Here is a 21,459-nt window from a genome sequence, read left to right as displayed (position 1 = left end):
ATTTCCGGGCATGACCAGGGAAGACGCCGCTCATCCACATTTCCCACAGATGCTCTTACGACGTACGAAACTATTTAGATCCATGGATCCTCCGTGAAATTCCACGAACGCCCTTCCCTGGGGACAACCCGCTCGACGAGCTGAGTGCACAGGTACGCCTGTGCAGACCCGACACAGCTGAGCGCTTACCGGTTGTCGGCGGTCCGTGGCAGGATGCGTACTCCAGGTCATGTCAACGCGGGGGCGTTCCGAACCGGTGTCGTCTTCCCCCAAGGTTCAAGCACAGCCCGGACCGCATGTCCCCAAACGCCCCGATGTCGAGTTAGAAGAAGGACAGGTCATCGTGAAGTTCCGCGTCGACCGCGACGTGTTCGCGGATGCCGTCGCCTGGGCTGCCCGCAGCCTTCCGGTCCGCCCCAGCACCCCGGTGCTCTCAGGTCTCCTGATCGAGGCGGGTCACGAGGGCCTGGTGCTCTCGACATTCGACTACGAGACCTCCGCGCGGGCGACGCTCTCGGCCGAGGTCGCCGACGAGGGCAAGGCACTGGTCTCCGGCAAGCTGCTCGCCGACATCTGTCGCAGTCTTCCGGCCAAGCCGGTCGAGATGGTCACCGATGGTGCCCGCGTCTCGCTCACCTGCGGGAGCGCGCGCTTCAGCCTCCAGACCATGCCGGTCGAGGACTACCCGACCCTGCCGGAGATGCCGACCGCCGCCGGCACGGTGAAGTCGGAGCTGTTCGCCCACGCCGTGGCCCAGGCAGTGACCGCCGCCGGTCGCGACGACATGCTCCCGGTGCTGACCGGCGTGCGGCTCGAGATCGAGGGCTCCACGATCTCGCTGCTCGCCACGGACCGCTTCCGGCTCTCCCACCGCGAGCTCGAGTGGAACCCCGCGACTCCCGACGAGAGCCTGGCGGCCCTGGTGCCGGCGAAGGTCCTCGGTGACACGGCCAAATCGCTGACCAGCGGCAGCGAGGTCACCCTCGCGCTGTCCACCACCGGCACCGGCGAGGGCATCATCGGCTTCGAGGGCGCGGCCGCAGGTGGCGTACGTCGCACCACGACGCGCCTGCTCGACGGTGAGTTCCCGAAGGTGCGCAGCCTCTTCCCGGCCGAGCACCTCACCACCGCGCTGGTCGACAAAGCCTCCCTGGTCGAGTCGGTCAAGCGCGTGGCCCTGGTCGCCGAGCGCAACACCGCGGTCCAGATGGTCTTCGATGACGGCGTGCTCACCCTCGACGCCGGCTCCGGCGACGAGGCCCAGGCGTCCGAGTCGATCGAGGCGACCATGGAGGGCGAGGGGCTGACCACCGGGTTCAACCCGCAGTTCCTCCTCGACGGGCTGCAGGCCATCGACGAGCAGGTCGTCGAGCTCGCCTTCACGCAGGCTCCGAAGCCCGTGGTGATCAGCGGCAAGCCGGCCGAGGGTGGCGAGGAGCCGGGGTTCCGCTACCTGCTGATGCCGCGCCGCCTGCTCTCCTGATCCACCCGCTAACTAGGGTGGTCTCGACAAGCTCGACCACCGATGGTCAGCTCGACCACGGATTTCGCCTGATAGGAACTTGCATGCACATCGGACTCGTCGGCCTCGGCAAGATGGGTGGCAACATGCGCACCCGGCTGCGGGAGGCTGGTCACACCGTCGTCGGATACGACCGCAACCCCGATCTAGCCGACGTGGCGAGCCTGGCGGAGCTGGTCGAGGCGCTGCCCAGCCCCAAGGTGGTCTGGGTGATGGTGCCGGCGGGCGACCCGACGCGTTCCACGATCGCCGAGCTCAAGGAGCTCCTCGGCGAGGGCGACCTGGTGGTCGACGGCGGCAACTCCAAGTACACCGATGACGCCAAGAACGCTGCGAGCCTCGCCGAGAACGGCATCGGCTTCGTCGACTGCGGTGTCTCCGGCGGCGTCTGGGGCCTCCAGAACGGCTACGCGCTGATGTACGGCGGCTCCGACGAGGACGCCGCCAAGGTGATGCCCGCCTTCGAGGCGCTCAAGCCGACCGGCACCGAGGACGGCCTGGTCCACTGCGGCGTCACGCCCGGCGCCGGCCACTTCTCCAAGATGGTCCACAACGGCATCGAGTACGCGATGATGCAGGCCTACGCCGAGGGCTGGGAGCTTCTCGACAAGGTCGACATCGTCGACAACGTCCCCGAGATCTTCGCCTCGTGGCGCACGGGCACCGTCGTACGTTCCTGGCTTCTCGATCTACTCGTCGACCAGCTGCGCGCCGACGAGCACCTCGACAAGATCAAGGGCTACGCCGACGACTCGGGCGAGGGTCGCTGGACCGTCGAGGCAGCGATCGAGAACGCCGTCCCGATGCCGGCGATCTCGGCCTCGCTGTTCGCGCGGTTCGTCTCGCGCCAGGAGGACGACCACGCCATGAAGGCGATCGCCGCGATGCGCAACGGGTTCGGTGGGCACGCCGTCATTTCGGAGTCGGAGGCCTGAGTCTTCGGCACGGGATGGTGGTCTCGACAAGCTCGACCACCGGCTCGACCACCTAGATGGCGGGGATTGCTCCGGTCATGGTGAGGATCAGGCGTACGGCGCCGTAGGCGACGAAGAGGGCGAAGAAGCCCAGGATGATCGGGCTTCGCACCAGCTTGTCGAGGTCGGCGGGGCGTCTCCGGCGCAGCCGGGCGCGCACGGAGACCGCGGCCAGGACGAGGATCGCCACGATGAGGACCGGTCCGAACCAGTTGCTCGCCAGCGACGAGCCGATGTCGCCGTGCATCAGGTAGACCCACGACCGGGTCAGACCGCAGCCGGGGCAGGGAAGCCCGGTGAGGGCACGGAACGGGCAGAGCACCGGGCCGTCCTCGATGCCACCGGCCGGCAGGAGCGCCGCGATCACGATCCCGCCGGCGCCGATGGCGGCGGTGACCTCCGTGGAGCTCACCGCCGCGATGCGCTGATGCAGGTCAGGCGAGGGGTTTGCCGTCGGCATCCGGGAACTTTCGCACGATGATGAGGATGATGTCGATGATCGTCCAGATCCCGAAGCCACCACAGGTGATCAGCTTGAGGATGCCGAGGCCGATCTGTCCGACGTAGAACCGGTCGACGCCGAGGGAACCCAGGAAGATCGAGAGCAGCAGGGTGACGAGCCATTCGCGGCTGGAGAAGACACCCGGGATCTGTTTCACGGGAAACCACTGCTGGTCGGTGCCGAGACTGGCCGGGGTGTCCGACTTGATCTGCCCGGCGGCAGCCATCTGGGCGAGCTGCTGGACCGGGTAGGGCCCATGGACCTGGCCCATCACCGACAGATAGAAAGGTCCGGCCGGCTCGCTATGGGCGGGTTGCCCTGGAGGCGGGCCGTAAGGGTTGGGAGACTGGGTCATGCAGGCACCTTAACGAGAGAGGAAACCCGATGTACGTCTCACACCTCTCTCTCCACGACTTCCGCTCCTATCCGAGCGTCGAGGTCCCGCTCGAGGCGGGCGTGACCGCCTTCGTCGGGCGAAACGGCCAGGGCAAGACCAACCTGGTCGAGGCGATCGACTACCTCTCCCGCCTGCAGTCCCACCGGGTCGCCACCGATGCGCCGCTGGTCCGGGCCGGCGCCGAGCAGGCGGTCGTGCGCGCCGCCGTCGTACGCGACGGTCGCACCGCGACGCTCGAGGTCGAGATCAACGCCGGCCGCGCCAACAAGGCCCGGATCAACAAGAGCCCGCTCCCCCGCACCCGCGACCTGGTCGGCCTGGTCCGCACCGTCGTCTTCTCCCCCGAGGACCTGACTCTCGTCAAGGGGGATCCGTCCGACCGGCGGCGCTTCCTCGACGACCTGATGATCCTGCGTGCACCCCGCCTGGCAGGCGTACGCAGCGACTACGACCGCGTCCTCAAGCAGCGCAACTCGCTGCTGAAGACCGCCGGCCTCGCGCGCGGCTCCGCCCGCGAGGGTGCCCTCGCCACCTTGGCGGTCTGGGACGACCACCTCGCCGCCATCGGCGCGGAGATCCTCGCCCAGCGGCTCGCCCTGGTGGAGGCCTTGAGGCCGTACGTCGGCAAGTCCTATGAGACGGTCGCCCGCGGCGCGAGCCGCGACGACGCCGAGATCACCTACAAACCGGTGGTCGAGCCTGTCGAGACCACTCCCAGCGTCGAGACCCTCCGCCAAGCGATCCTCGAAGAGCTGGCGAGACGCCAGAAGGACGAGCTCGACCGCGGCATCAGCCTGGTCGGCCCCCATCGTGACGATCTCCTCCTGCACATCAGCGCCGGCGCCGAGCGCCTCCCGGTCAAGGGCTACGCCAGCCATGGCGAGTCCTGGTCCTTCGCGCTGGCGCTCCGGCTGGCGGCGTACGACCTGCTGCGGGCCGACGGCGACGACCCGATCCTGATCCTCGACGACGTCTTCGCCGAGCTCGACAGCCAGCGCCGGGTCCAGCTGGCCGAGCTGGTCGCAGACGCCGAGCAGGTTCTGGTCACCGCGGCGGTCCCCGAGGACGTACCTGCTGCTCTCGCCGGCGCGCGCTACCACGTCAAGGCAGGCGAGGTGACCCGCGATGAGTGACGAGGACCCCGAGGTGGTCGAGCCTGTCGAGACCACCCCAGAAGAAGAGGAGCCGGAGAAGCGAGCCGACGGACTCGACCTGGCCCGCTCCCTCACCCGAGCCACCGCCAAGATGCCCGCGCCCAAGGCAGGGATGCGGAAGAAGCGGCGTACGCCGGACAACGCCACCCGACGCGGCACGGTCTCCGGCGCCCGGCCCGATGACCGCGACCCCCAGCTCATCGACTCGGTGGTGAGCCGGATGGTCAACGACCACGGCTGGGACACCTCACTGCGCGTCCACGGCGTGATGGCCCGCTGGCCCGACATCGTCGGCGAGGAGATCGCCGACCACACCACCCCGGAGTCGTACGCCGACGGCAAGCTCTCCGTACGCACCGACTCCACCGCCTGGGCCACCCAGCTCAAGCTGCTGGCACCCACCCTGGTGAAGCGTCTCAACGAGGAGCTCGGTCACGGAACCGTCCTCCTCATCGAGGTGCTCGGCCCGCATCTTCCCTCGTGGAAGAAGGGTCCCCGAGGCGTACGCGACGGCCGCGGGCCACGCGACACCTACGGTTGATCCACAGTGCGAGTGACGGCGATGGCGAACTGCTAACCTCCCGATCGCCGCAATACATCGGGTTCAGCGGCCCACTTCTCCGCTCGGATCCGAAGGTGTCGTCGTGTTGTTGCGTGCCCCTGGCGTTGTGCTGTCGCTGTCCTCGATCTCCGCCGCCGCGTTGCTCTGTCTTCAGAGCCCGCCGGCAGTTGCGGTGGAGGAACCCGTCACCTGCCAGGGCAAGGTCGTGAGCGTCGATCTGTCCGCCGGCCAGGCCGCCACAGAAGGCGACGATGTGATCTCGGCTGTCGCGGTCGTGAGTGGAACGATCGACGGCCTCGGTGGAAACGACACCATCTGCGGGCCCGACGGCACGCACGGCATTTCGTCCGCCGTGATCTACGGCGGGGATGGTGACGATGCCATCGAGAGTGGACATGGCCGCGATGTCCATGGCGGGCCCGGAAACGACACGATCAACGGTGGCGAGACCAAGGTCTATGGTGAGGGCGGAGCCGATCAGATCACGGGAACCTCCTCGACCTACATGATCTTCGGTGGCGAGGGTGATGACGCCATCCATGCCCAGGGAGCCAGTACGTGGGGCGATGAGGGCAACGACTCGATCTACTGTGACGCCGAGGGGACGACGTCGTGGTTCCGTGGTGGTGCAGGCAGTGATCGGTTCGACTGCTCGGGAAGCTACCAGGCTGTGCTCTACGGCGACGGGGACGACGACGTCCTCACCGGTGGTGGGGACCTTCGCGGTGGGCCGGGGGCGGATGCGCTCACGGCGCATGCAAGTGGAAGCCACCTCTACGGCGGGTCGGGCGACGACACCGTCAGCGGTGGATCAGGGCGTGACCGGATCGTCATCGAGCCGGCTGCGGGTGCGGATCTGATCCATGGGGCCGGCTCCGTGGACACTCTCGACCTGAGACCGATCGACACCCCCGCGAAGGTCGACTTGGCAACGGATGTCCTGGACATCGGCGGCACCGTGGCGACGGTGACGGGCGTCGACGAGGTCCTCGGCTCCGCCTACGACGACGTGCTGATCGGAACGGCCGCGGACGAGGCCTTGCACGGTGGTGCCGGCCGCGATCAGATCACGGGCAGCGGTGGTGCTGATGTCATCCACGGAGATGACGGCGAGGACGATCTGATCGGTGGCGATGGCAACGACATGGTGCGTGGCCATGGAGGAGCGGATCAGATCGCAGGAGGCGTCGGTGACGACGTGGTCATCGGCGAGGTCGCCGACGCCATCAGCGACGAGTCGGGGAACGACGTCGTCGACTTCGCAGACTCCGAGCTCGCGATCAGGTATGACGCCGGCACCACGATGGTGTCGGCCGGTGATCGATCCCAGCATGTCCCCGGGTTCGAAAGTGTCGTCGGATCGACCTTCGATGATGTCCTCAACGGCTCCGACGGTGCCGACACCCTTTTCGGTGGGTCCGGCCAGGACACCATCGACGGACGCGATGGTGACGATGTGCTCGATCATCCGGATGCCCTGCCGCAGGGGCTGACGGCGTACGAGGGCCGTGGCACCACCGTGGGCGGCGACCACGTCGCGGGCGGGCCAGGGGCGGATCTGCTCGGGTCCGTGGTGCCGACCGCCGACACATTGATCGGCGGAGACGGCGACGACCAGATGTGGTCGAGCAAGCTCGCCCTCCCCGGGGCGGGAGCTGACGTAGTGCACATCGAGTACGGTGAGGGCTGGGTCGGAGAGGTCTCGTACGCCGATGTCGCCGGCCCGGTGAGCGTGGATCTGGCCGGTTCCACCGGGTCGATCGCCGTGTCCGGGGCCGGCGATGACGTGATCACGAGCGACGTCCGCGACTGGAGTCCCGACCTCAGCGCGTTCACCGGATCGCCCGCTGCTGACGTGATCGTCGGAACCTCGATGCGCGAGACGCTGACCGGCGGGGCCGGGGACGACACCATCAAGGGCAACCATGGGGATGACGTTCTCCGCGGCGAGGCCGGGAATGACACCCTCGACGGTGGATACGGCACGGACCGGCTGGATGGCGGCGCCGGCGATGACCACGTCGACGGCGGTCCTGGCACCGCGAAGGACGGGGTGAGCTACGAGTCCGCGCCCGCAGCGGTCACTGTCGATCTGAACCTCGATGGCCCGATCGACACCGTGGGAGGTGGCACCGATGAGATCGTCCGCGTCGAGAATGTGACTGGGTCGCCGTACGACGACACTCTCACCGCCCTAGCCACAGGCAGCAGCCTTGACGGCGGCGACGGAATGGACCTGCTGAAGAGCGGACCGGGCGACGACTGGTTCTCCGACACGACCTCCGTCGTATCGTTCGAGGCGGCTGACGGGCCCGTCGTCGTGTCGGTCAACTCCGCCACGGGTCATGGCAACGACTACGTCGGTAACTATCGCCGGATCGTCGGCACGAACCATGACGATGACATCGAGCTCGGGTCGATCGCGTGCGGTGCTGACGGAGGCCGGGGCTCTGACCGCCTGGTGGTGATGAGCAGCTGGAACCATTGCGACGAGCACTGGGACCTTGTTGGTGGTGACGGTGATGACACGTTCGTCATCGACCCGGATCTCACGGACAGGACTCAGGTCGAGGTGCGCGGGGGTCCCGGGATCGACACCGTCTCCTTTGCCGAAACCCAGGCTTCGGCTCCGAAGGGCGTCCGCTATGTCGTCAACGGACCAGTCAAAGCGCTCGGCTACCAGATGACGAAAGTGGGTGCCTCGACCACGGAGAACGTGATCGGAACCTCCGGGCGCGACGACCTGACGGGTGACGCAGGAGTCAATCGCATCGACGGTGGTAGTGGTGACGACGACCTGGCCGGAGCCGGTGGCCGTGACTCCCTGGACGGGGGCGAAGGCACCGACACGGTGTCGTACCACACCGAGCCGGGCCCGGTCCGGGTCGACCTGTCCGAGGTCGGCGGACCAGCAGCGCCGGACACTCTTTCCGGGCTCGAGGGCGTCATCGGGTCGAGCTACGACGACACGCTCATCGGTGACAGCGGCGCGAACGCGCTCCGTGGCGGACGCGGTGACGATGCCATCGACGGTCGCGCAGGCGACGACGTGATCGCTGGGGACGAAGGACGAGACACTGCTTCCTTCGCGAGCGCCACTGCCGGTGTGACGGCTTCAGCCGCGACGCACGTGTCGGTGGCACGTGGTGCGGGCGACGACGAGATCGTCTCGATCGAGGATCTCGAGGGAAGTGCCTACGACGACAAGCTCACGGGTGATGGCGGGAGCAACACCCTCTTGGGAGGCGGTGGGAATGACACTCTCGCCGGCATGGGCAGCTCCGACGTCGTCCTCGGAGGAGCGGGTGACGACGACCTGTCCGGTGGCGACGGTGATGACGCCCTGCGTGGTGATTCCGGGAACGATCGCGTCACCGGCGGGAACGGCATCGACAGGGCGTCTTTCAGCACGGCGACCAGCGCGGTCCGGGCGAACATGACATCAGCATCCGGCGGAGCTGGCACTGACTCGATGACATCGGTCGAGGCACTGACCGGCAGCATGTACTCGGACACGTTGACCGGTGGGAGCGGCGCCGACACGTTGGCAGGCGGAGCCGGCGACGACACGTTGGTCGGTGGCCACGGCAGCGACCGGCTCTCTGGCGATAGCGGCAACGACACCTTCCGGATCGTCGGGAACACGACTCCGACGATGAGCGACACCTCGGGCAGTGATCACATCGATCTCAGCCAGCGCGGCACGGGCGCATACCTCGCCATTCCCACGGGAATTGAGAAGGTCACCGGGACCAGATACGCAGACCGGATCGTCGGAAACAGCGGTGCCAACTACATCCAAGGCGGTGCTGGCAACGACACGATCTACGGCAAGAGTGGCAACGACTCGATCTCGGGCGGTGACGGCAATGACGTGATCGATCCCGGCACGGGAAACGACTCGATCTCGGGCGGAGGTGGCACCGACAAGCTGACGTACGCCAGTGCCACATCGAGGATCACCGTGCGACTGAACACCACCGCGGCCCAGGGCACAGGAGGAAGTGGCACCGAGCGGATCTCGTCGATCGAGAGTCTCACCGGCAGCTCGTACTCGGACACGCTGATCGGGAGCTCTGCTGCAAACGTCCTCTCAGGTGGTGCGGGCAACGACACGATCCGTGGCGGTGGCGGCAACGACTACGTCGATGGTGGGGTTGGACACGACAAGCTGTATGGCGACTCGGGTGACGATCGGCTTTTCGGCGGCACCGGTTATGACTACTTGTACGGAGGCGTCGGTCGGGACTACGGCGATGGTGGTCCCGGTGCGGATCATCTACACAGCATCGAGCGCCGACCGTAGCGATGGTGGACACATGTTCGAGGCCTACCGCGCGGACCGCGATCTGCCGCTCTAAGCGCCCCGCGGACGTATAGGGACTCACCGAGCCCCCTGCTGGGGGCGCAGAGACACCGTCAGGAGACGCACAGACGCTCATTTCGATCACAGTTCCCCCTCAGGAACGGCGGCGTGCGTGGAATCCGGGGTTCTACGGGGTAATATGGGGTTTGGGTCGATCGTCCTAGGTTTTAACCTCCCGGCGCTGGTCGGCCCGTTGCATGCCCGACCGACACCATGTCCGAATCCGGACCGAAATGACAGGTGGATCGCACCGGTGACCGCTGCCGACCAGACGACTCCTATGCCGGACGACAAGACCACAGACGGAGTCGAATACGACGCGTCTGCCATCCAGGTCCTCGAAGGGCTCGAAGCGGTCCGCAAACGACCGGGTATGTACATCGGCTCGACCGGAGCCCGCGGCCTGCACCACCTGATCTGGGAGATCGTGGACAACGCGGTCGACGAGGCGCTCGCCGGCTACTGCGACACCATCAAGGTGACGCTGCGTGAGGACGGCTGGGTGAGCGTCTCCGACAACGGCCGAGGCATCCCGACCGACACCGCGGCCGGCCAGGAGATTCCCGCCGCGACCCTGGCGCTGACCGTGCTGCACGCCGGCGGCAAGTTCGGCGGCGGCGGCTACAAGGTCTCCGGCGGTCTGCACGGCGTCGGCTCCTCTGTGGTGAACGCGCTCTCGACCAACCTCCACATGGAGATCAAGAACCGGGGCCGCCTGTGGGAGCAGGAGTTCACCAGCGGCGTACCGAACTACGACCTCCGTGAGGTGCGCGAGCTCGAGGAGGGCGAGCGCACCGGCACCACGATCTCCTGGAACGCCTCCAGCGACATCTTCGAGTCGACCGACTACAACCTCGAGACCATCTCGAGTCACTTCCGCGAGACCGCGTTCCTCAACAAGGGGCTGCGGATCGAGCTGCGCGACGAGCGTCCGGAGGCCTCCGCCCTCGCCGAGGCCGTCGAGGACGGCACGATCGAGTCCGACACCGACAGCGCCGACGAGCTGCACAGCTCCGGCAACGGCGAGCGGGTGCTGGAGCAGTCCTTCTACTACGAGCGCGGTCTGGCCGACTACGTCGACCACCTGAACAAGCGCAAGACCCCGGTGTCCAGCATCATCGCCTTCGAGACCGAGACCGATGACAAGGCGCCGAACCCGATGAGCGTCGAGATCGCCATGCAGTGGCAGGCGTCCTCCTACAACGAGTCGGTCCACACCTTCGCCAACACGGTCAACACCCCCGGCGGCGGCACCCATGAAGAGGGTTTCCGCGCCGCGCTCACCACCCTGATCAACCGCTGGGGCGAGGAGTGGGGCCAGATCAAGAAGAAGGAGGACCGGCTCACCGGTGACGACATCCGCGAGGGTCTCACCGCGATCATCTCGGTGAAGATCAGCGAGCCGCAGTTCGAGGGCCAGACCAAGGACAAGCTCGGCAACACCGAGGTCAAGGGCTTCGTGCAGGGCGCGGTCAACGACCAGCTCGGTGCCTGGCTGGAGCAGAACCCGGCCGAGGGCAAGGAGATCATCCGCAAGTCGATGGCTGCCGCCTCGGCCCGGATCGCCGCCCGCAAGGCCCGTGACCTGGCCCGCAACCGCAAGGGCATCGGCGGCGGCGGCGGTCTGCCCGGCAAGCTCGCCGACTGCCAGTCGACCAACCCCGAAGAGTGCGAGATCTTCGTCGTCGAGGGTGACTCCGCGGGTGGCTCGGCCAAGTCCGGCCGCGACCCGCGCATCCAGGCGATCCTCCCGATCCGAGGCAAGATCCTCAACGTCGAGAAGGCCCGGATCGACAAGGTGCTCGCCAACCAGGAGGTCCAGTCGATCATCTCCGCGCTGGGCACCGGCGTGCACGACGACTTCGACATCAACCGGCTGCGCTACCACAAGATCGTGATGATGGCCGACGCCGACGTCGACGGCCACCACATCAACACGCTGCTGCTGACGCTGCTGTTCCGGTTCATGAAGCCGCTGATCGAGCAGGGGTACGTCTACCTCGCCCAGCCGCCGCTCTACCGCCTGCGCTGGAACAAGCCGGCCGAGCACGAGTTCGTCTACTCCGACGCCGAGCGCGACGCCCTCATGCGTGACGGCCTCGAGCAGGGCAAGAAGCTGCCCAAGGAGAACCCGGTCCAGCGCTACAAGGGTCTGGGCGAGATGAACGCCGACGAGTTGTGGGAGACCACGATGGACCCCTCGCAGCGGCTGCTGCTGCAGGTCACCCTCGAGGACGCCGCCCACGCCGACGAGATCTTCTCCATCCTCATGGGTGAGGACGTCGCCGAGCGACGCTCGTTCATCCAGCGCAACGCCAAGGACGTCCGATTCCTCGATATCTGAGTCTCGCCGAGGCCCTAGATACCGATAGACGCATGCAGAAAGTGAAATCGTGACCGAGACTCCTCCGGAAGGCCCCGGGCAGACCGCTGCCGGCGGCCGGATCGAGACCGTCGAGCTGCAGTCCTCGATGCAGGCCAGCTACATCGACTACGCGATGGCCGTCATCGTCGGCCGAGCGCTGCCGGACGTACGCGACGGCCTGAAGCCCGTCCACCGCCGGGTGCTCTACGCGATGTACGACGGTGGCTACCGCCCCGACCGCGGGTTCTCCAAGTGCGCCCGTGTCGTCGGTGAGGTGATGGGTAACTACCACCCGCACGGCGACTCCGCGATCTACGACACCCTGGTCCGGCTCGCGCAGCCGTGGGTGCTGCGCAACCCGCTCATCCACGGCCAGGGCAACTTCGGCTCGCCCGGTAACGACCCGGCCGCGGCCATGCGTTACACCGAGTGCCGGATGGCGCCGCTGGCGCTGGAGATGGTCCGCGACATCACCGAGGACACCGTCGACTTCGGGCCCAACTACGACGGCCGCTCCCAGGAGCCGGCAATCCTGCCGGCGCGGTTCCCGAACCTGCTGGTCAACGGCTCGGCCGGCATCGCGGTCGGCATGGCGACCAACATCCCGCCGCACAACCTGCGTGAGGTCGCCTCCGGCGCCAAGTGGTCGCTCGAGCACCCCGACGCGACGCGCGAGGAGCTCCAGGACGCGCTGCTCGAGCGGATCAAGGGCCCCGACTTCCCCAACGGCGCGCTGATCGTCGGCCGCGAGGGCATCGAGCAGGCCTACCGCACCGGCCGCGGCTCGATCACCCAGCGTGCGGTCATCGAGGTCGACGAGGACGCCAAGGGCCGCACCAACCTGGTGATCACCGAGCTCCCCTACATGGTGAACCCGGACAACCTCGCCCAGAAGATCGCCGACCTGGCCGACACCGGCAAGGTGCAGGGCATCGCGGACGTCAAGGACAACACCTCCTCCCGCACCGGGCAGCAGCTCGTGGTCGTGCTCAAGCGCGACGCGGTCGCCCGTGTCGTACTCAACAACCTGCTCAAGCACACCGAGCTGCAGACCAACTTCTCCGCCAACATGCTGGCGCTGGTCGACGGTGTGCCGCGCACCCTGGCCCTCGACCAGTTCATCTCCAACTGGGTCGAGCACCAGATCGACGTCATCCGGAGGCGTACGGCATTCCGGCTGCGCAAGGCCGAGGAGGACGCGCACATCTGGCGCGGCCTGGTCAAGGCGCTCGACCAGCTCGACGCGGTGATCGCGCTGATCCGCTCCTCCCCCGAGGTCGACGACGCCCGCCAGGGTCTGATCCGGCTGCTCGAGATCGACGAGGTCCAGGCCAACGCGATCCTCGACATGCAGCTGCGTCGCCTCGCGGCGCTGGAGCGGCAGAAGATCGTCGACCGTCTGGCCGAGCTCGAGGTCATCATCGCCGACCTCGAGGACATCCTCGCCAACGTCGCCCGCCAGCGTCAGATCGTCGGCGACGAGCTCGACGAGATCGTCGCGAAGTACGGCGACGACCGCCGCACCCAGATCATCGCGGCCGACGGCGACCTCTCCATGGAGGACCTCATCCCCGATGAGGAGCTGGTCGTCTCGATCACCCGCGGTGGCTACGCCAAGCGCACCCTCGCGGGTGAATACCGCACCCAGAAGCGCGGTGGAAAGGGCGTACGCGGCGCCACCTTGCGCGGCGACGACGTGGTCGAGCACTTCATCTCGACCACCAACCACCACTGGCTGCTCTTCTTCACCACCGCCGGCCGGGTCTACCGGATCAAGGCCTACAACCTGCCCGAGGCGGCGCGTGACGCCAAGGGCGGTCACGTGGCCGGGCTGCTCTCGTTCCAGCCGGACGAGTCGATCGCCCAGGTGCTCGCGATCCGTGACTACGAGCAGGCGCCCTACCTCGTGCTGGCCACCCGCTCCGGTCTGATCAAGAAGACGCGGCTCGGGGACTACAACTCGCCGCGTCAGGCCGGCGTCATCGCGATCAACTTCCGCGAGGACGACGACGAGCTGATCGGCGCCGAGCTGGTCAACTCCGAGGACGACATCCTGCTGGTCTCCCGCAAGGGTCAGGCGATCCGGTTCCGCGCCGACGACAACCAGCTGCGGCCGATGGGCCGGGCGACCTCGGGTGTCACCGGCATGAAGTTCCGGGAGAGCGACTCGCTGCTGTCGATGTCGGTCATCCGGGCAGAGCACGTCGCCGCCGAGATCGCGGCCGGGCTCTCCGAGGCCAACGAGGACACCGCGGACGTCGCGGCTCCTGTCTCCGGCGCCGAGTCGCCGGACGAGGTCAAGGAGCAGTTCGTCTTCACCATCACCGACGGTGGGTTCGCGAAGCGTACGAAGATCTCCGAATACCGGCTGCAGTCCCGCGGCGGTCTGGGCATCAAGACGATGGCCCTCGCCAACGCCGACCGCGGCGGTCTGGTCGGTGCGTTCATCGTGGTCGACGGCGACGAGATCCTCTCGATCACCGCGACCGGTCAGGTCGTACGCAGCCCGATCAACGCCGACTTCAGGGCAACCGGTCGCTCCACCCAGGGCGTCAAGTTCGTCTCGCCCAAGAAGGGTGACTCGGTCGCCGTCGTCGCACGCTCCGTAGAGGCCCGTGAGGTCGACGATGACATCGTCACCGGGACAGAGGTTGCGGATGATGTAACAATCGGTGGAGACGACGAGCACGGAGCGTCGTCCGAGACCACGACGGAAGATGAATCCTGATGACGGACCGCACCGCCGACCGCACGACTGGGGGAGTCGCGATGACCGAGCGGAACGAGACCGCAGCACAGCCGGTGACCCAGCGGATCACGGACACGGTCGCCAACGCGGCCAGGCGTACCACCTCGGCGGTCGCCTCGACCGCCCGCACCTCCGGCCCCGCCGGAGCGGAGCGGGACGCGGTCAGTGGCTCGGCTCGCCGGGCCCGTCTGAGCCTGAGCCGCATCGACCCGTGGTCGGTCATGAAGATGGCCTTCCTGCTCTCGATCGCGCTCAGCGTCGTGGTGATCGTCGCCGTCTTCGTCATCTGGTCGGTGCTCGGTGCCGCCGGTGTGTGGGACTCGATCAACCAGGCGGTCCAGGACGTCGTCGGTGACTCCAGCGCCGGCTGGAACGTGCAGGACTACCTCGGCCTCCCCCGCATCATGGGCTTCACCATGGTCGTCTCGGTCGTCAACATCGTCCTGATGACGGCCGTCGCCACCCTCGCCGCGTTCCTCTACAACATGGCCGCCGCGCTTCTGGGTGGCGTGGAAGTAGAGCTCACCGAGAACTGAGCCCCGCTCGAACCCGCAACCTGGGGAGGGTTGTCCGAACATCGTTCGGATGACCCTCCCCAGGTTCATTCGTTCAGGGGGAGGTGTTCGGCACCTTGTGTCACACAGCAGCCCGCGTGGGACGGATCCTCACCAGAAACGGCTGGCGAGGGACGATGAAGACCTGCGGCCAAACATTCAGGTGTGTGGCGGAGTGCCTCCGTACGCCTTGCGCTCGAGGTCGCGCATCCGGTGGACGACGATGCCGGGCTGGGGCATCAGCTTGCGGGAATGGTCGATGGCGACGTGGATCGGTCGGCCGTCGTCACGTCCCCGGCGGAGCTCGTTGCGGCGTACGGCCCGCTCGATGTCGATCCGGCTGAGGCCGCCGACGGTGAGCTGGGCATAGCTCGTGACGCGGTCCTGCATCCGTCGCTGAGCAATCAGCATCCGGGCCGCATCCTCGCGCGCGAAGGCCGCCTGCAGGTCCTTCGAGTCGGACATTTAGGTCCCCAGGGTCGATGGGGGCTCATCGTTTTGGTGCGCCGGGCAGCGGCCGGGTAATGTTTCCTCTCGCCTGCTGGTCGGGGCTTCCACCCTCCAGTTGGCGCCTGCGCTTATAGCTCAGACGGTTAGAGCACCACACTGATAATGTGGGGGTCGGAGGTTCAAGTCCTCCTAAGCGCACAGCAGTTTCGCCAGGTCAGAGGCTCCTTCGGGGGCCTCTTCCTCGTTTCAGGGCTGTCATTCTCATCAGATGCCGGGGGTGCCCTCGAGCCCGCCGCGCACACCCGTCGAAGGCTCGATAACTAGACCGCGGTCCCGAGTCGGTGCCCGAGACCACGGCACCAACGGCACACGTCGTGGTGTCAGACTCCACGTAGGAGAAGTCACCCAGATGGCTCCGTTGGTACCAAACACGGTAACCAGTCACGCGCCACGGATGCACGTGGCTGCGTCCACTCCGCGATATCCAGACGATCCCCGGCTCCAGGAAATCGGCCGATGACGAGGGGGCGTCTCGGTCTCAGAGACGGCTGGACGCGTCGTGGTCGTGGGTGGGGACGACCCGCATCAGGTGGCGAGCCAGGTGCAGGCGGTGGAGGGTGGCGAAGGCGGCGTCTCGGTCCTCGTCGACGAGGTCTCCGGGGAAGGCCGGCTTCTGCCTGATCAGATCGACCTGGTCGTAGTGCCAGGCGGCGTCGCCGGCGATCAGGACCCAGCCCGACGGGGTTCGGGCGAGGACGCCGATGCTGCCTGGCGTATGGCCGGCGAGCTCGACGAGCAGGACGGAGCTGTCGCCGAACATGTCGTGGGAGGCGGTGAAGGTCGCGACGGGCGGGCCGTCGAGGTCGTACGTCTCCACGGGTCGGCCATCGGTCAGGGCCGGGCGCACGCCGCCGACGGGCGGCTGACCGGGGCCGAGGATCCAGTCGCGCTCGGTGGTCCGCAGGCGTACCGGCAGGCCGGGGAGGTCCAGGAGGCCGCAGACGTGGTCCCAGTGTGCGTGGGTCGGGAGGGCGAAGTCCGGCTTGACCAGCGCCGTCTGCAGTGAGTCGACGGTGGCGATGGTGTCCGCCGGCGGCGTGACCAGGCGTCGCAGCATGGCCGGGAGCTCGCTCAGGGCTCGTTCGGGGGCATCCCGGCAGTAGGACGGATCGACGACGAACGTCGCCTCGGGATGACTGATCACGAAGCAGGTCATCGCGTTGCGTACGCGCCGGCGGAGGCCCGCGCCCTCGATGAGGCCACCGGCGGGCAGCGAACGCGGGACCTGAGGCATCGTGCTGACCGTCACCGTTCGGTCGCCCGGGGGCAGGCCGGCGTCGGTGATCGAGGAGAGAAGCCGTTGGTCAGGGCGGCGGGGACGCAGCATGCCGCGCCCGAATCCGGTCAAGGCGCCGATCAGCTCTCGAGCTGTCGGCGTGGCAGGGGAAGCAGCGGGGTCGCTCGTCACACGAAGAACCTAGCGACCATGGCACGGTACGCCATCCGACCGCGGTAGGAACCGCATGCGAATATCACCGTCATGACGAAGATCGACCTTCCGTTCGACCTCGACTCCATCCCGGGACGTACTCGCCGGTGGGTCAAGGGCGGGATGAAGCGCACCGAGAGGTGGGGGCAGCGGCTGGGTGGTCGCGTCGGCCCGCTCATCCCCAACACGCTCGCCACCGGTGGCACCGATGACTGGACGCCGCAGGGGCTGGGCTACGGCCCGGACACCAACATGCTGGCCCAGAGCTACTACTCCCACGACAAGGGTTCGGCGCTGGTGCTGGTCGACCTGAAGAGCGGGAAGACCGCCGCCGAGGTGCTGCTCGTGGGTCACAACGGCAAGGCCGGTCCCGGTCACGCCGGCGGAGTCGCGATCGACGGTGACGACGTCTGGGTCTCCAAGGGGGCCGGCGGCGGCACCGGCCGGCTCTACCGCTACTCGCTCTCGGCCATCCGGGAGGCGGCGAAGGGTGCCGAGGTCGAGCCGATCGAGGCACCTGCGAAGGTGGCGGCCGGCTCCTACTGCCGGATCCGGGGAGACCGCCTCTACGTGGGCGGCTTCGGGAACCAAACGCTGTTCGCCTATGAGAAGGGGGCGAACGGTGAGTGGGACTTCTCCGAGCCGGTCATCTCGACCAAGACCCCGCCCAAGGTCCAGGGCGTCGTCGTGCGCCGCGACGAGTACGTCTTCTCCTCCTCGTTCGGCCGGCACCGCCCGAGCACGATCTTCGTCTGCGAACGGAAGCCCGACGGCGGCGTCGGCGCGGTCCGGCGGAAGTACAAGTTCCCCAACATGGCCGAGGCGATCGTCGAGGTCTCGGGCGAGCTCATCGCCACCTACGAGTCCGGCGCCTCGCCCTACAGCCGGCCCTCGGCGTACGGGTTCGGCATCCTGACCGGCCGGATGTGGGCGAGCACCCACATGACCTGCACCCCGATCGCCTCCCTGGGCCTCGCCCCAGACCCCGAGGCCGGTTGATTTCGTACGCTTCATGGCGGGCCGGTACGCTTTCCTGGTCTAACGGGCAGCGATGCCCACCACGACTCGCAGGAGAAGACATGAAGAAGATCGTCCTCGTACTGCTGGCCGCGGCTGGCATCATCCTCGCCAAGAAGAAGCTCGACCAGTCCAACCCCGAGAAGGGTCACTGGGCCGCGGCGACTGACAAGGTGAACTGACCGACGGACACCCGTCCGGGGCGTTGGCGCAATTGGTAGCGCACCTGCTTTGCAAGCAGGGGGTTAGGGGTTCGAGTCCCCTACGCTCCACCCACTATGACCAGGCAAAACGCGAAAGCGAGTGAGCCGGGGTCAGCGGCCAGAGGGCTAAATCCTGATCTCGCCCGCCGCGTCTGAGCCTTCTCAGACATCGTGGCCCCGCCGGATCGACGGGGCCACGAGCAGTATTGAAGATCAGAACGTGCGTCGCACTGTGACCGTGGTGGTCTTGCCGCTTCGGATGTTCTTTGCGATCAGTACGGCCTTGGTGAACTTGTTGGTCCGCTTGAAGCCGGTGAAGCGGTGCCGGAACTCGCCGATGTTCGTGTCAACACCCACGTTGACGACCGTCGACTTCTCCTGGAAGCCGGCCGGAGTCCACAGGCGTACGGTGAGGCGGTACTTGCCGAGCCGGTTCGCCTCGCCCTCGACCCGGACAACGCCGGAGTCGCGGCGTACGGTGATCTGGGAGGACGGGCCCATACCGATGACTCGGTAGGGGTTCTGGTCGACACGTCCGACGCAGAAGACCGAGTAGTCACCCGAGAAGTACATGCCCATGACCGGCTTCGGCCAGGCGAGGGTGGACTTCGTGGTGTCGCGTACGACGCCGTCGACCGGGTGGAGCATCGCTGGCTCAGTCGACGGATCGGATGGCTCGCTGTTGCCGACCATCGTCAATCCGGACCAATTGGACCTCTTCACGTCACGAATCACGGTCGTTCCGATGGTGCCACCGGTGGGCGAGCGCCGGGCGCCGACGGTGATGACACCAGCGCCGCCCTGGCAGGCGCTTGTGACATTGACCGATGGGGTGGTCGCAGCCTGCGCGGAACCACCGAGTGACAGGGTCGCTGCGCCGAGCGCAAGGGCCGCGGCAGCAAGCGTGAACTTGCGGAGCATGGGGGTCTTCTTTCGAAGTCGAGGCGCTGCGACATGCGGCGCGTTTGCATTAAAACACCCCTGCGGGCATCCGTCAGTGAATTCGGCACACAGAACCCCAACAGCGCTCGTAGAGCAGGTTCCGCGGACCCACGCGGACCGAGTTTCAGGGGAAGCGGCACGACGATGCGACCGCCGTGCTGTGTCACCTCGTCGACGGCGACATCCCCTGACGGCGTAAGAACGAAAATTCGTTCGTACGCCCGGTCACCCGCGCCGGCTACGAAAGCAGGGCGGCGTACGTCGGTCGCAGCTCGTCGGTGCGGTCCATGACGTGCTGGACGACGTGGGCAGAGGCCTCCTCGGTCATGGGCGACGGGCCCTTGTCGAGGAGGTCGGCGAGCTCGTCCAGGCAGACGTGCCAGCCGACGGCGGTGTCGGTGTTTCCGGTGGGTCCGGCGAGCCAGGTGGTGAAGGTGAGGCGGGTGCCGTCGTCGATGGGCTCGAGGTCGAAGCGGAGCAGGTCGGTCAGGTCTTCGCGACCGTCCATCCCCCACGTGAACTCGAAGGTCCGAGGCGGGTCCCAGACCCGCAGCTCCCCTTCCGAGACGTAGCTCTCCGGGTCGACGCCCATCTCCTCGATCGCCTCGGTGGTGCTCGCCAGCTCCAGGCCCTCGGGCCAGAACGGGAGGCTCAAGCGCGCTCCGGCAGCACGCTCACCGACGATGTCGGTCGGGAACCAGTGCCGCAGGCCGTCCGTCTCGGTCAGGGCTCGCCACACCTTCTCGGGTGAGTGGCGGAGCACGCGTACGTAGCGAAGACCCCTCCGCTCGCCGTCGAGGAGCACCTCGCCCATGGGTCCGGTCGTCGTGGTCATCTTCAGTCCTCCTTGTGGTCAGCGTCGTCGAGCTGGTCCAGGTGACGCTCGAGCGCATCGAGACGATCCGCCCACATCCGGCGGTACGGCGCCAGCCACTCCTCCAGCTCGCGGAGCCGCTCGGGGCGCAGCCGGTAGTGACGACGCGGTCCGTCGATGCGTACGTGAACCAGATCCGCCTCACCGAGTGTCCGCAGGTGCTTGGACACGTTCGGCTGGGCGAGCCCGAGGGTCTCCACCAGCTCGCCCACCCCCATCTCGCGCTGACAGAGCAGGTCGAGGATCTGCCGACGGGTCGGGTCGGCGATCACGCTGAAGACGTCGCGGGTGGGCACACCCCTAATATGCCTTGAAGGGAATATGCCTGTCAAGGCATGTTAAAAGAGCAGATCGTTGACCACCAGGCCGACTGTCACAACGGCGGACAGGGCCGCGAGCACCCAGAGAACGGTCGACCCGTGTCCGGACAGCAGGGCGCGCCGGGGCGGCTGGGTGACGGAAGCGGGAGGTGTGATCCGGCGTTCCTGCTCTTCGCCCACCCAGTCGATGTCATCCCGCTCGTCTCTGTCGGGAGCGCCGCCCGGGTAGGCGGAGCCGGGCGTCACGGCCGGCCGCGAAGAGGGGCGGGGCCAAGGCTCCTGGAGGCCCTGAGCAGCCGCGGGTGCCTTCCGTCCCGTCAGGGCAAGCAGCTGCTCGGTATCGGCGGCGAGCGCCGCGTCCAGGTGAACACGCGCCGGATGGCCCTCGGGAAGGTCTTTGAGGAGCTGGACGTATCGCTCGATCCGGCTGAGGAGACGGGCTCGGCGACTGCCGTTCTTGAATATCCAGGCGAGGCACGCGAGTGCCACCGCGAAGAGTCCCGAGATGACCGCTGCGCCCATGGGTCGGAGCGTAGTGGCCGGGAGTGCATCCCGCTATCCAACTGCGATCGCGATCAGCGCGACCGCGGGCAGGACGGCGGACGCGATGGTGCCTCTGACGCTGCCGCCGCGTGGGAGCCAGTATCCGAGGGCGTCGGCGATCCCCATGAACAACGACGCGAGCAGCATGTAGATGGAGGTCACGACCACGACGGTGACACCGGTGGACTCGTCGCCGAAGTTCACCATCCAGAGACCGGCGAGCGTGCCGACGCCGGCGAGGGCGTTGCGGGCGCCGATGCAGAAGGACCACAGGTGGACGTTGCGGATGCCGTTCGGCTCGATCCCGAGGAACCGCTGGACCTCGGGGCGGTGGATGAGGAAGGCCTCGAAAGGAAAGACGGCGATGAGGATCAGGGCGGAGATGCCGGCACTGAGCTGCGCGACTGCGTTCATGGGACCTGCTCGGGACGGGCCTCGGAGGGCGAGGCTGTGGAGAATCGTGGAAGCAACACGCG

Annotated in this window: 19 protein-coding genes and 2 tRNA genes; 12 read left to right on the top strand and 9 right to left on the bottom strand. The window is 67.3% G+C overall.

Annotation, left to right across the window (positions count from 1 at the left end; translation table 11 throughout):
• The first annotated feature begins 343 nt into the window (after positions 1 to 343).
• Positions 344 to 1,483, top strand: a complete 1,140-nt coding sequence (gene dnaN / locus ACFX43_RS01850; protein WP_378816292.1) for a DNA polymerase III subunit beta — start codon at positions 344 to 346, stop codon at positions 1,481 to 1,483.
• Between the two features lie 83 nt (positions 1,484 to 1,566).
• On the top strand, positions 1,567 to 2,457 hold the full coding sequence (gene gnd, locus ACFX43_RS01845) for a phosphogluconate dehydrogenase (NAD(+)-dependent, decarboxylating) (protein WP_355231285.1): 891 nt from the start codon (positions 1,567 to 1,569) through the stop codon (positions 2,455 to 2,457).
• A 52-nt stretch (positions 2,458 to 2,509) separates the two neighbouring features.
• On the opposite strand, the gene ACFX43_RS01840 is transcribed toward gnd, so the two are convergent.
• Both ACFX43_RS01840 and ACFX43_RS01835 read right to left on the bottom strand, forming a co-directional pair.
• A complete protein-coding gene (locus ACFX43_RS01840; protein WP_378816288.1) occupies positions 2,510 to 2,908 on the bottom strand; it encodes a DUF2752 domain-containing protein in 399 nt (132 codons plus the stop codon).
• Between the two features lie 22 nt (positions 2,909 to 2,930).
• A complete protein-coding gene (locus ACFX43_RS01835; protein ID WP_378816286.1) occupies positions 2,931 to 3,353 on the bottom strand; it encodes an NINE protein in 423 nt (140 codons plus the stop codon).
• Between the two features lie 29 nt (positions 3,354 to 3,382).
• Between ACFX43_RS01835 and recF the strand changes: the two genes are divergently transcribed.
• The 6 genes from recF (at position 3,383) to ACFX43_RS01805 (ending at position 15,127) form a co-directional block, all read left to right on the top strand.
• On the top strand, positions 3,383 to 4,528 hold the full coding sequence (recF, locus tag ACFX43_RS01830) for a DNA replication/repair protein RecF (RefSeq protein ID WP_378816283.1): 1,146 nt from the start codon (positions 3,383 to 3,385) through the stop codon (positions 4,526 to 4,528).
• On the top strand, positions 4,521 to 5,090 hold the full coding sequence (locus ACFX43_RS01825) for a DUF721 domain-containing protein (RefSeq protein WP_378816280.1): 570 nt from the start codon (positions 4,521 to 4,523) through the stop codon (positions 5,088 to 5,090). The genes recF and ACFX43_RS01825 overlap by 8 nt, the downstream gene beginning before the upstream one ends.
• Before the next feature lie 103 nt (positions 5,091 to 5,193).
• Positions 5,194 to 9,417 carry a hypothetical protein gene (locus tag ACFX43_RS01820; protein ID WP_378816278.1) on the top strand — a complete coding sequence of 1,408 codons (4,224 nt, stop codon included), beginning with the start codon at positions 5,194 to 5,196 and terminating at the stop codon, positions 9,415 to 9,417.
• Between the two features lie 340 nt (positions 9,418 to 9,757).
• A complete protein-coding gene (gyrB, locus tag ACFX43_RS01815; protein ID WP_378816416.1) occupies positions 9,758 to 11,821 on the top strand; it encodes a DNA topoisomerase (ATP-hydrolyzing) subunit B in 2,064 nt (687 codons plus the stop codon).
• A 49-nt stretch (positions 11,822 to 11,870) separates the two neighbouring features.
• Positions 11,871 to 14,570, top strand: coding sequence for a DNA gyrase subunit A (gene gyrA / locus ACFX43_RS01810; RefSeq protein WP_378816275.1), 2,700 nt, complete (start codon positions 11,871 to 11,873; stop codon positions 14,568 to 14,570).
• The gene (locus tag ACFX43_RS01805) at positions 14,570 to 15,127 is read left to right on the top strand and encodes a DUF3566 domain-containing protein (RefSeq protein WP_378816272.1); all 558 of its coding nucleotides are present in this window, start codon (positions 14,570 to 14,572) and stop codon (positions 15,125 to 15,127) included. The genes gyrA and ACFX43_RS01805 overlap by 1 nt, the downstream gene beginning before the upstream one ends.
• A gap of 177 nt (positions 15,128 to 15,304) precedes the next feature.
• Here the strand turns inward: ACFX43_RS01805 and ACFX43_RS01800 are convergent, their stop codons facing one another.
• Positions 15,305 to 15,610 carry a hypothetical protein gene (locus ACFX43_RS01800; protein ID WP_378816269.1) on the bottom strand — a complete coding sequence of 102 codons (306 nt, stop codon included), beginning with the start codon at positions 15,608 to 15,610 and terminating at the stop codon, positions 15,305 to 15,307.
• 109 nt (positions 15,611 to 15,719) lie between these two features.
• Between ACFX43_RS01800 and ACFX43_RS01795 the strand changes: the two genes are divergently transcribed.
• Positions 15,720 to 15,793: transfer RNA gene (locus tag ACFX43_RS01795), tRNA-Ile, on the top strand.
• 340 nt (positions 15,794 to 16,133) lie between these two features.
• Here the strand turns inward: ACFX43_RS01795 and ACFX43_RS01790 are convergent.
• Positions 16,134 to 17,063, bottom strand: a complete 930-nt coding sequence (locus ACFX43_RS01790; protein WP_378816267.1) for an MBL fold metallo-hydrolase — start codon at positions 17,061 to 17,063, stop codon at positions 16,134 to 16,136.
• A gap of 72 nt (positions 17,064 to 17,135) precedes the next feature.
• Between ACFX43_RS01790 and ACFX43_RS01785 the strand changes: the two genes are divergently transcribed.
• From ACFX43_RS01785 to ACFX43_RS01775, 3 genes are all read left to right on the top strand, one after another.
• Positions 17,136 to 18,083, top strand: coding sequence for a hypothetical protein (locus ACFX43_RS01785; RefSeq protein ID WP_378816264.1), 948 nt, complete (start codon positions 17,136 to 17,138; stop codon positions 18,081 to 18,083).
• 80 nt (positions 18,084 to 18,163) lie between these two features.
• Positions 18,164 to 18,283, top strand: coding sequence for a DLW-39 family protein (locus ACFX43_RS01780; protein WP_218131262.1), 120 nt, complete (start codon positions 18,164 to 18,166; stop codon positions 18,281 to 18,283).
• 17 nt (positions 18,284 to 18,300) lie between these two features.
• Positions 18,301 to 18,373: transfer RNA gene (locus ACFX43_RS01775), tRNA-Ala, on the top strand.
• Positions 18,374 to 18,517: 144 nt separating this feature from the next.
• Here ACFX43_RS01775 and ACFX43_RS01770 read toward each other — a convergent pair.
• The 5 genes from ACFX43_RS01770 to ACFX43_RS01750 form a co-directional block, all read right to left on the bottom strand.
• A complete protein-coding gene (locus ACFX43_RS01770; protein ID WP_378816261.1) occupies positions 18,518 to 19,225 on the bottom strand; it encodes a hypothetical protein in 708 nt (235 codons plus the stop codon).
• A 259-nt stretch (positions 19,226 to 19,484) separates the two neighbouring features.
• Positions 19,485 to 20,081, bottom strand: coding sequence for an SRPBCC domain-containing protein (locus ACFX43_RS01765; protein ID WP_378816258.1), 597 nt, complete (start codon positions 20,079 to 20,081; stop codon positions 19,485 to 19,487).
• A gap of 2 nt (positions 20,082 to 20,083) precedes the next feature.
• Positions 20,084 to 20,416 (bottom strand): ArsR/SmtB family transcription factor, encoded by a 333-nt coding sequence (locus ACFX43_RS01760; RefSeq protein WP_378816255.1) that lies wholly within the window; start codon positions 20,414 to 20,416, stop codon positions 20,084 to 20,086.
• Positions 20,417 to 20,458: 42 nt separating this feature from the next.
• Positions 20,459 to 20,962, bottom strand: coding sequence for a hypothetical protein (locus ACFX43_RS01755; protein WP_378816253.1), 504 nt, complete (start codon positions 20,960 to 20,962; stop codon positions 20,459 to 20,461).
• 33 nt (positions 20,963 to 20,995) lie between these two features.
• Positions 20,996 to 21,397 (bottom strand): DUF1304 family protein, encoded by a 402-nt coding sequence (locus ACFX43_RS01750; RefSeq protein ID WP_378816250.1) that lies wholly within the window; start codon positions 21,395 to 21,397, stop codon positions 20,996 to 20,998.
• Between the last annotated feature and the right edge of the window lie 62 nt (positions 21,398 to 21,459).

The sequence above is a fragment of the Nocardioides sp. YIM B13467 genome (assembly GCF_042788075.1).
Taxonomy (GTDB): Bacteria; Actinomycetota; Actinomycetes; order Propionibacteriales; family Nocardioidaceae; genus Nocardioides.
The sequence above is the reverse complement of the archived record's forward strand: the minus strand, read 5'-3'. Positions and strand labels throughout refer to the sequence as shown.

What these genes read in the sequence shown, in the direction of transcription:
- ACFX43_RS01825 (WP_378816280.1), top strand. Translation starts at nt 4,521, where the DNA reads ATGAGTGACGAGGACCCCGAGGTGGTCGAGCCTGTCGAGACCACCCCA.
- ACFX43_RS01770 (WP_378816261.1), bottom strand. Translation starts at nt 19,225, where the DNA reads ATGCTCCGCAAGTTCACGCTTGCTGCCGCGGCCCTTGCGCTCGGCGCA.
- ACFX43_RS01805 (WP_378816272.1), top strand. Translation starts at nt 14,570, where the DNA reads ATGACGGACCGCACCGCCGACCGCACGACTGGGGGAGTCGCGATGACC.
- ACFX43_RS01780 (WP_218131262.1), top strand. Translation starts at nt 18,164, where the DNA reads ATGAAGAAGATCGTCCTCGTACTGCTGGCCGCGGCTGGCATCATCCTC.
- ACFX43_RS01785 (WP_378816264.1), top strand. Translation starts at nt 17,136, where the DNA reads ATGACGAAGATCGACCTTCCGTTCGACCTCGACTCCATCCCGGGACGT.
- ACFX43_RS01750 (WP_378816250.1), bottom strand. Translation starts at nt 21,397, where the DNA reads ATGAACGCAGTCGCGCAGCTCAGTGCCGGCATCTCCGCCCTGATCCTC.
- ACFX43_RS01765 (WP_378816258.1), bottom strand. Translation starts at nt 20,081, where the DNA reads ATGACCACGACGACCGGACCCATGGGCGAGGTGCTCCTCGACGGCGAG.
- recF (WP_378816283.1), top strand. Translation starts at nt 3,383, where the DNA reads ATGTACGTCTCACACCTCTCTCTCCACGACTTCCGCTCCTATCCGAGC.
- gyrB (WP_378816416.1), top strand. Translation starts at nt 9,758, where the DNA reads ATGCCGGACGACAAGACCACAGACGGAGTCGAATACGACGCGTCTGCC.
- gnd (WP_355231285.1), top strand. Translation starts at nt 1,567, where the DNA reads ATGCACATCGGACTCGTCGGCCTCGGCAAGATGGGTGGCAACATGCGC.
- ACFX43_RS01800 (WP_378816269.1), bottom strand. Translation starts at nt 15,610, where the DNA reads ATGTCCGACTCGAAGGACCTGCAGGCGGCCTTCGCGCGCGAGGATGCG.
- ACFX43_RS01755 (WP_378816253.1), bottom strand. Translation starts at nt 20,962, where the DNA reads ATGGGCGCAGCGGTCATCTCGGGACTCTTCGCGGTGGCACTCGCGTGC.
- ACFX43_RS01835 (WP_378816286.1), bottom strand. Translation starts at nt 3,353, where the DNA reads ATGACCCAGTCTCCCAACCCTTACGGCCCGCCTCCAGGGCAACCCGCC.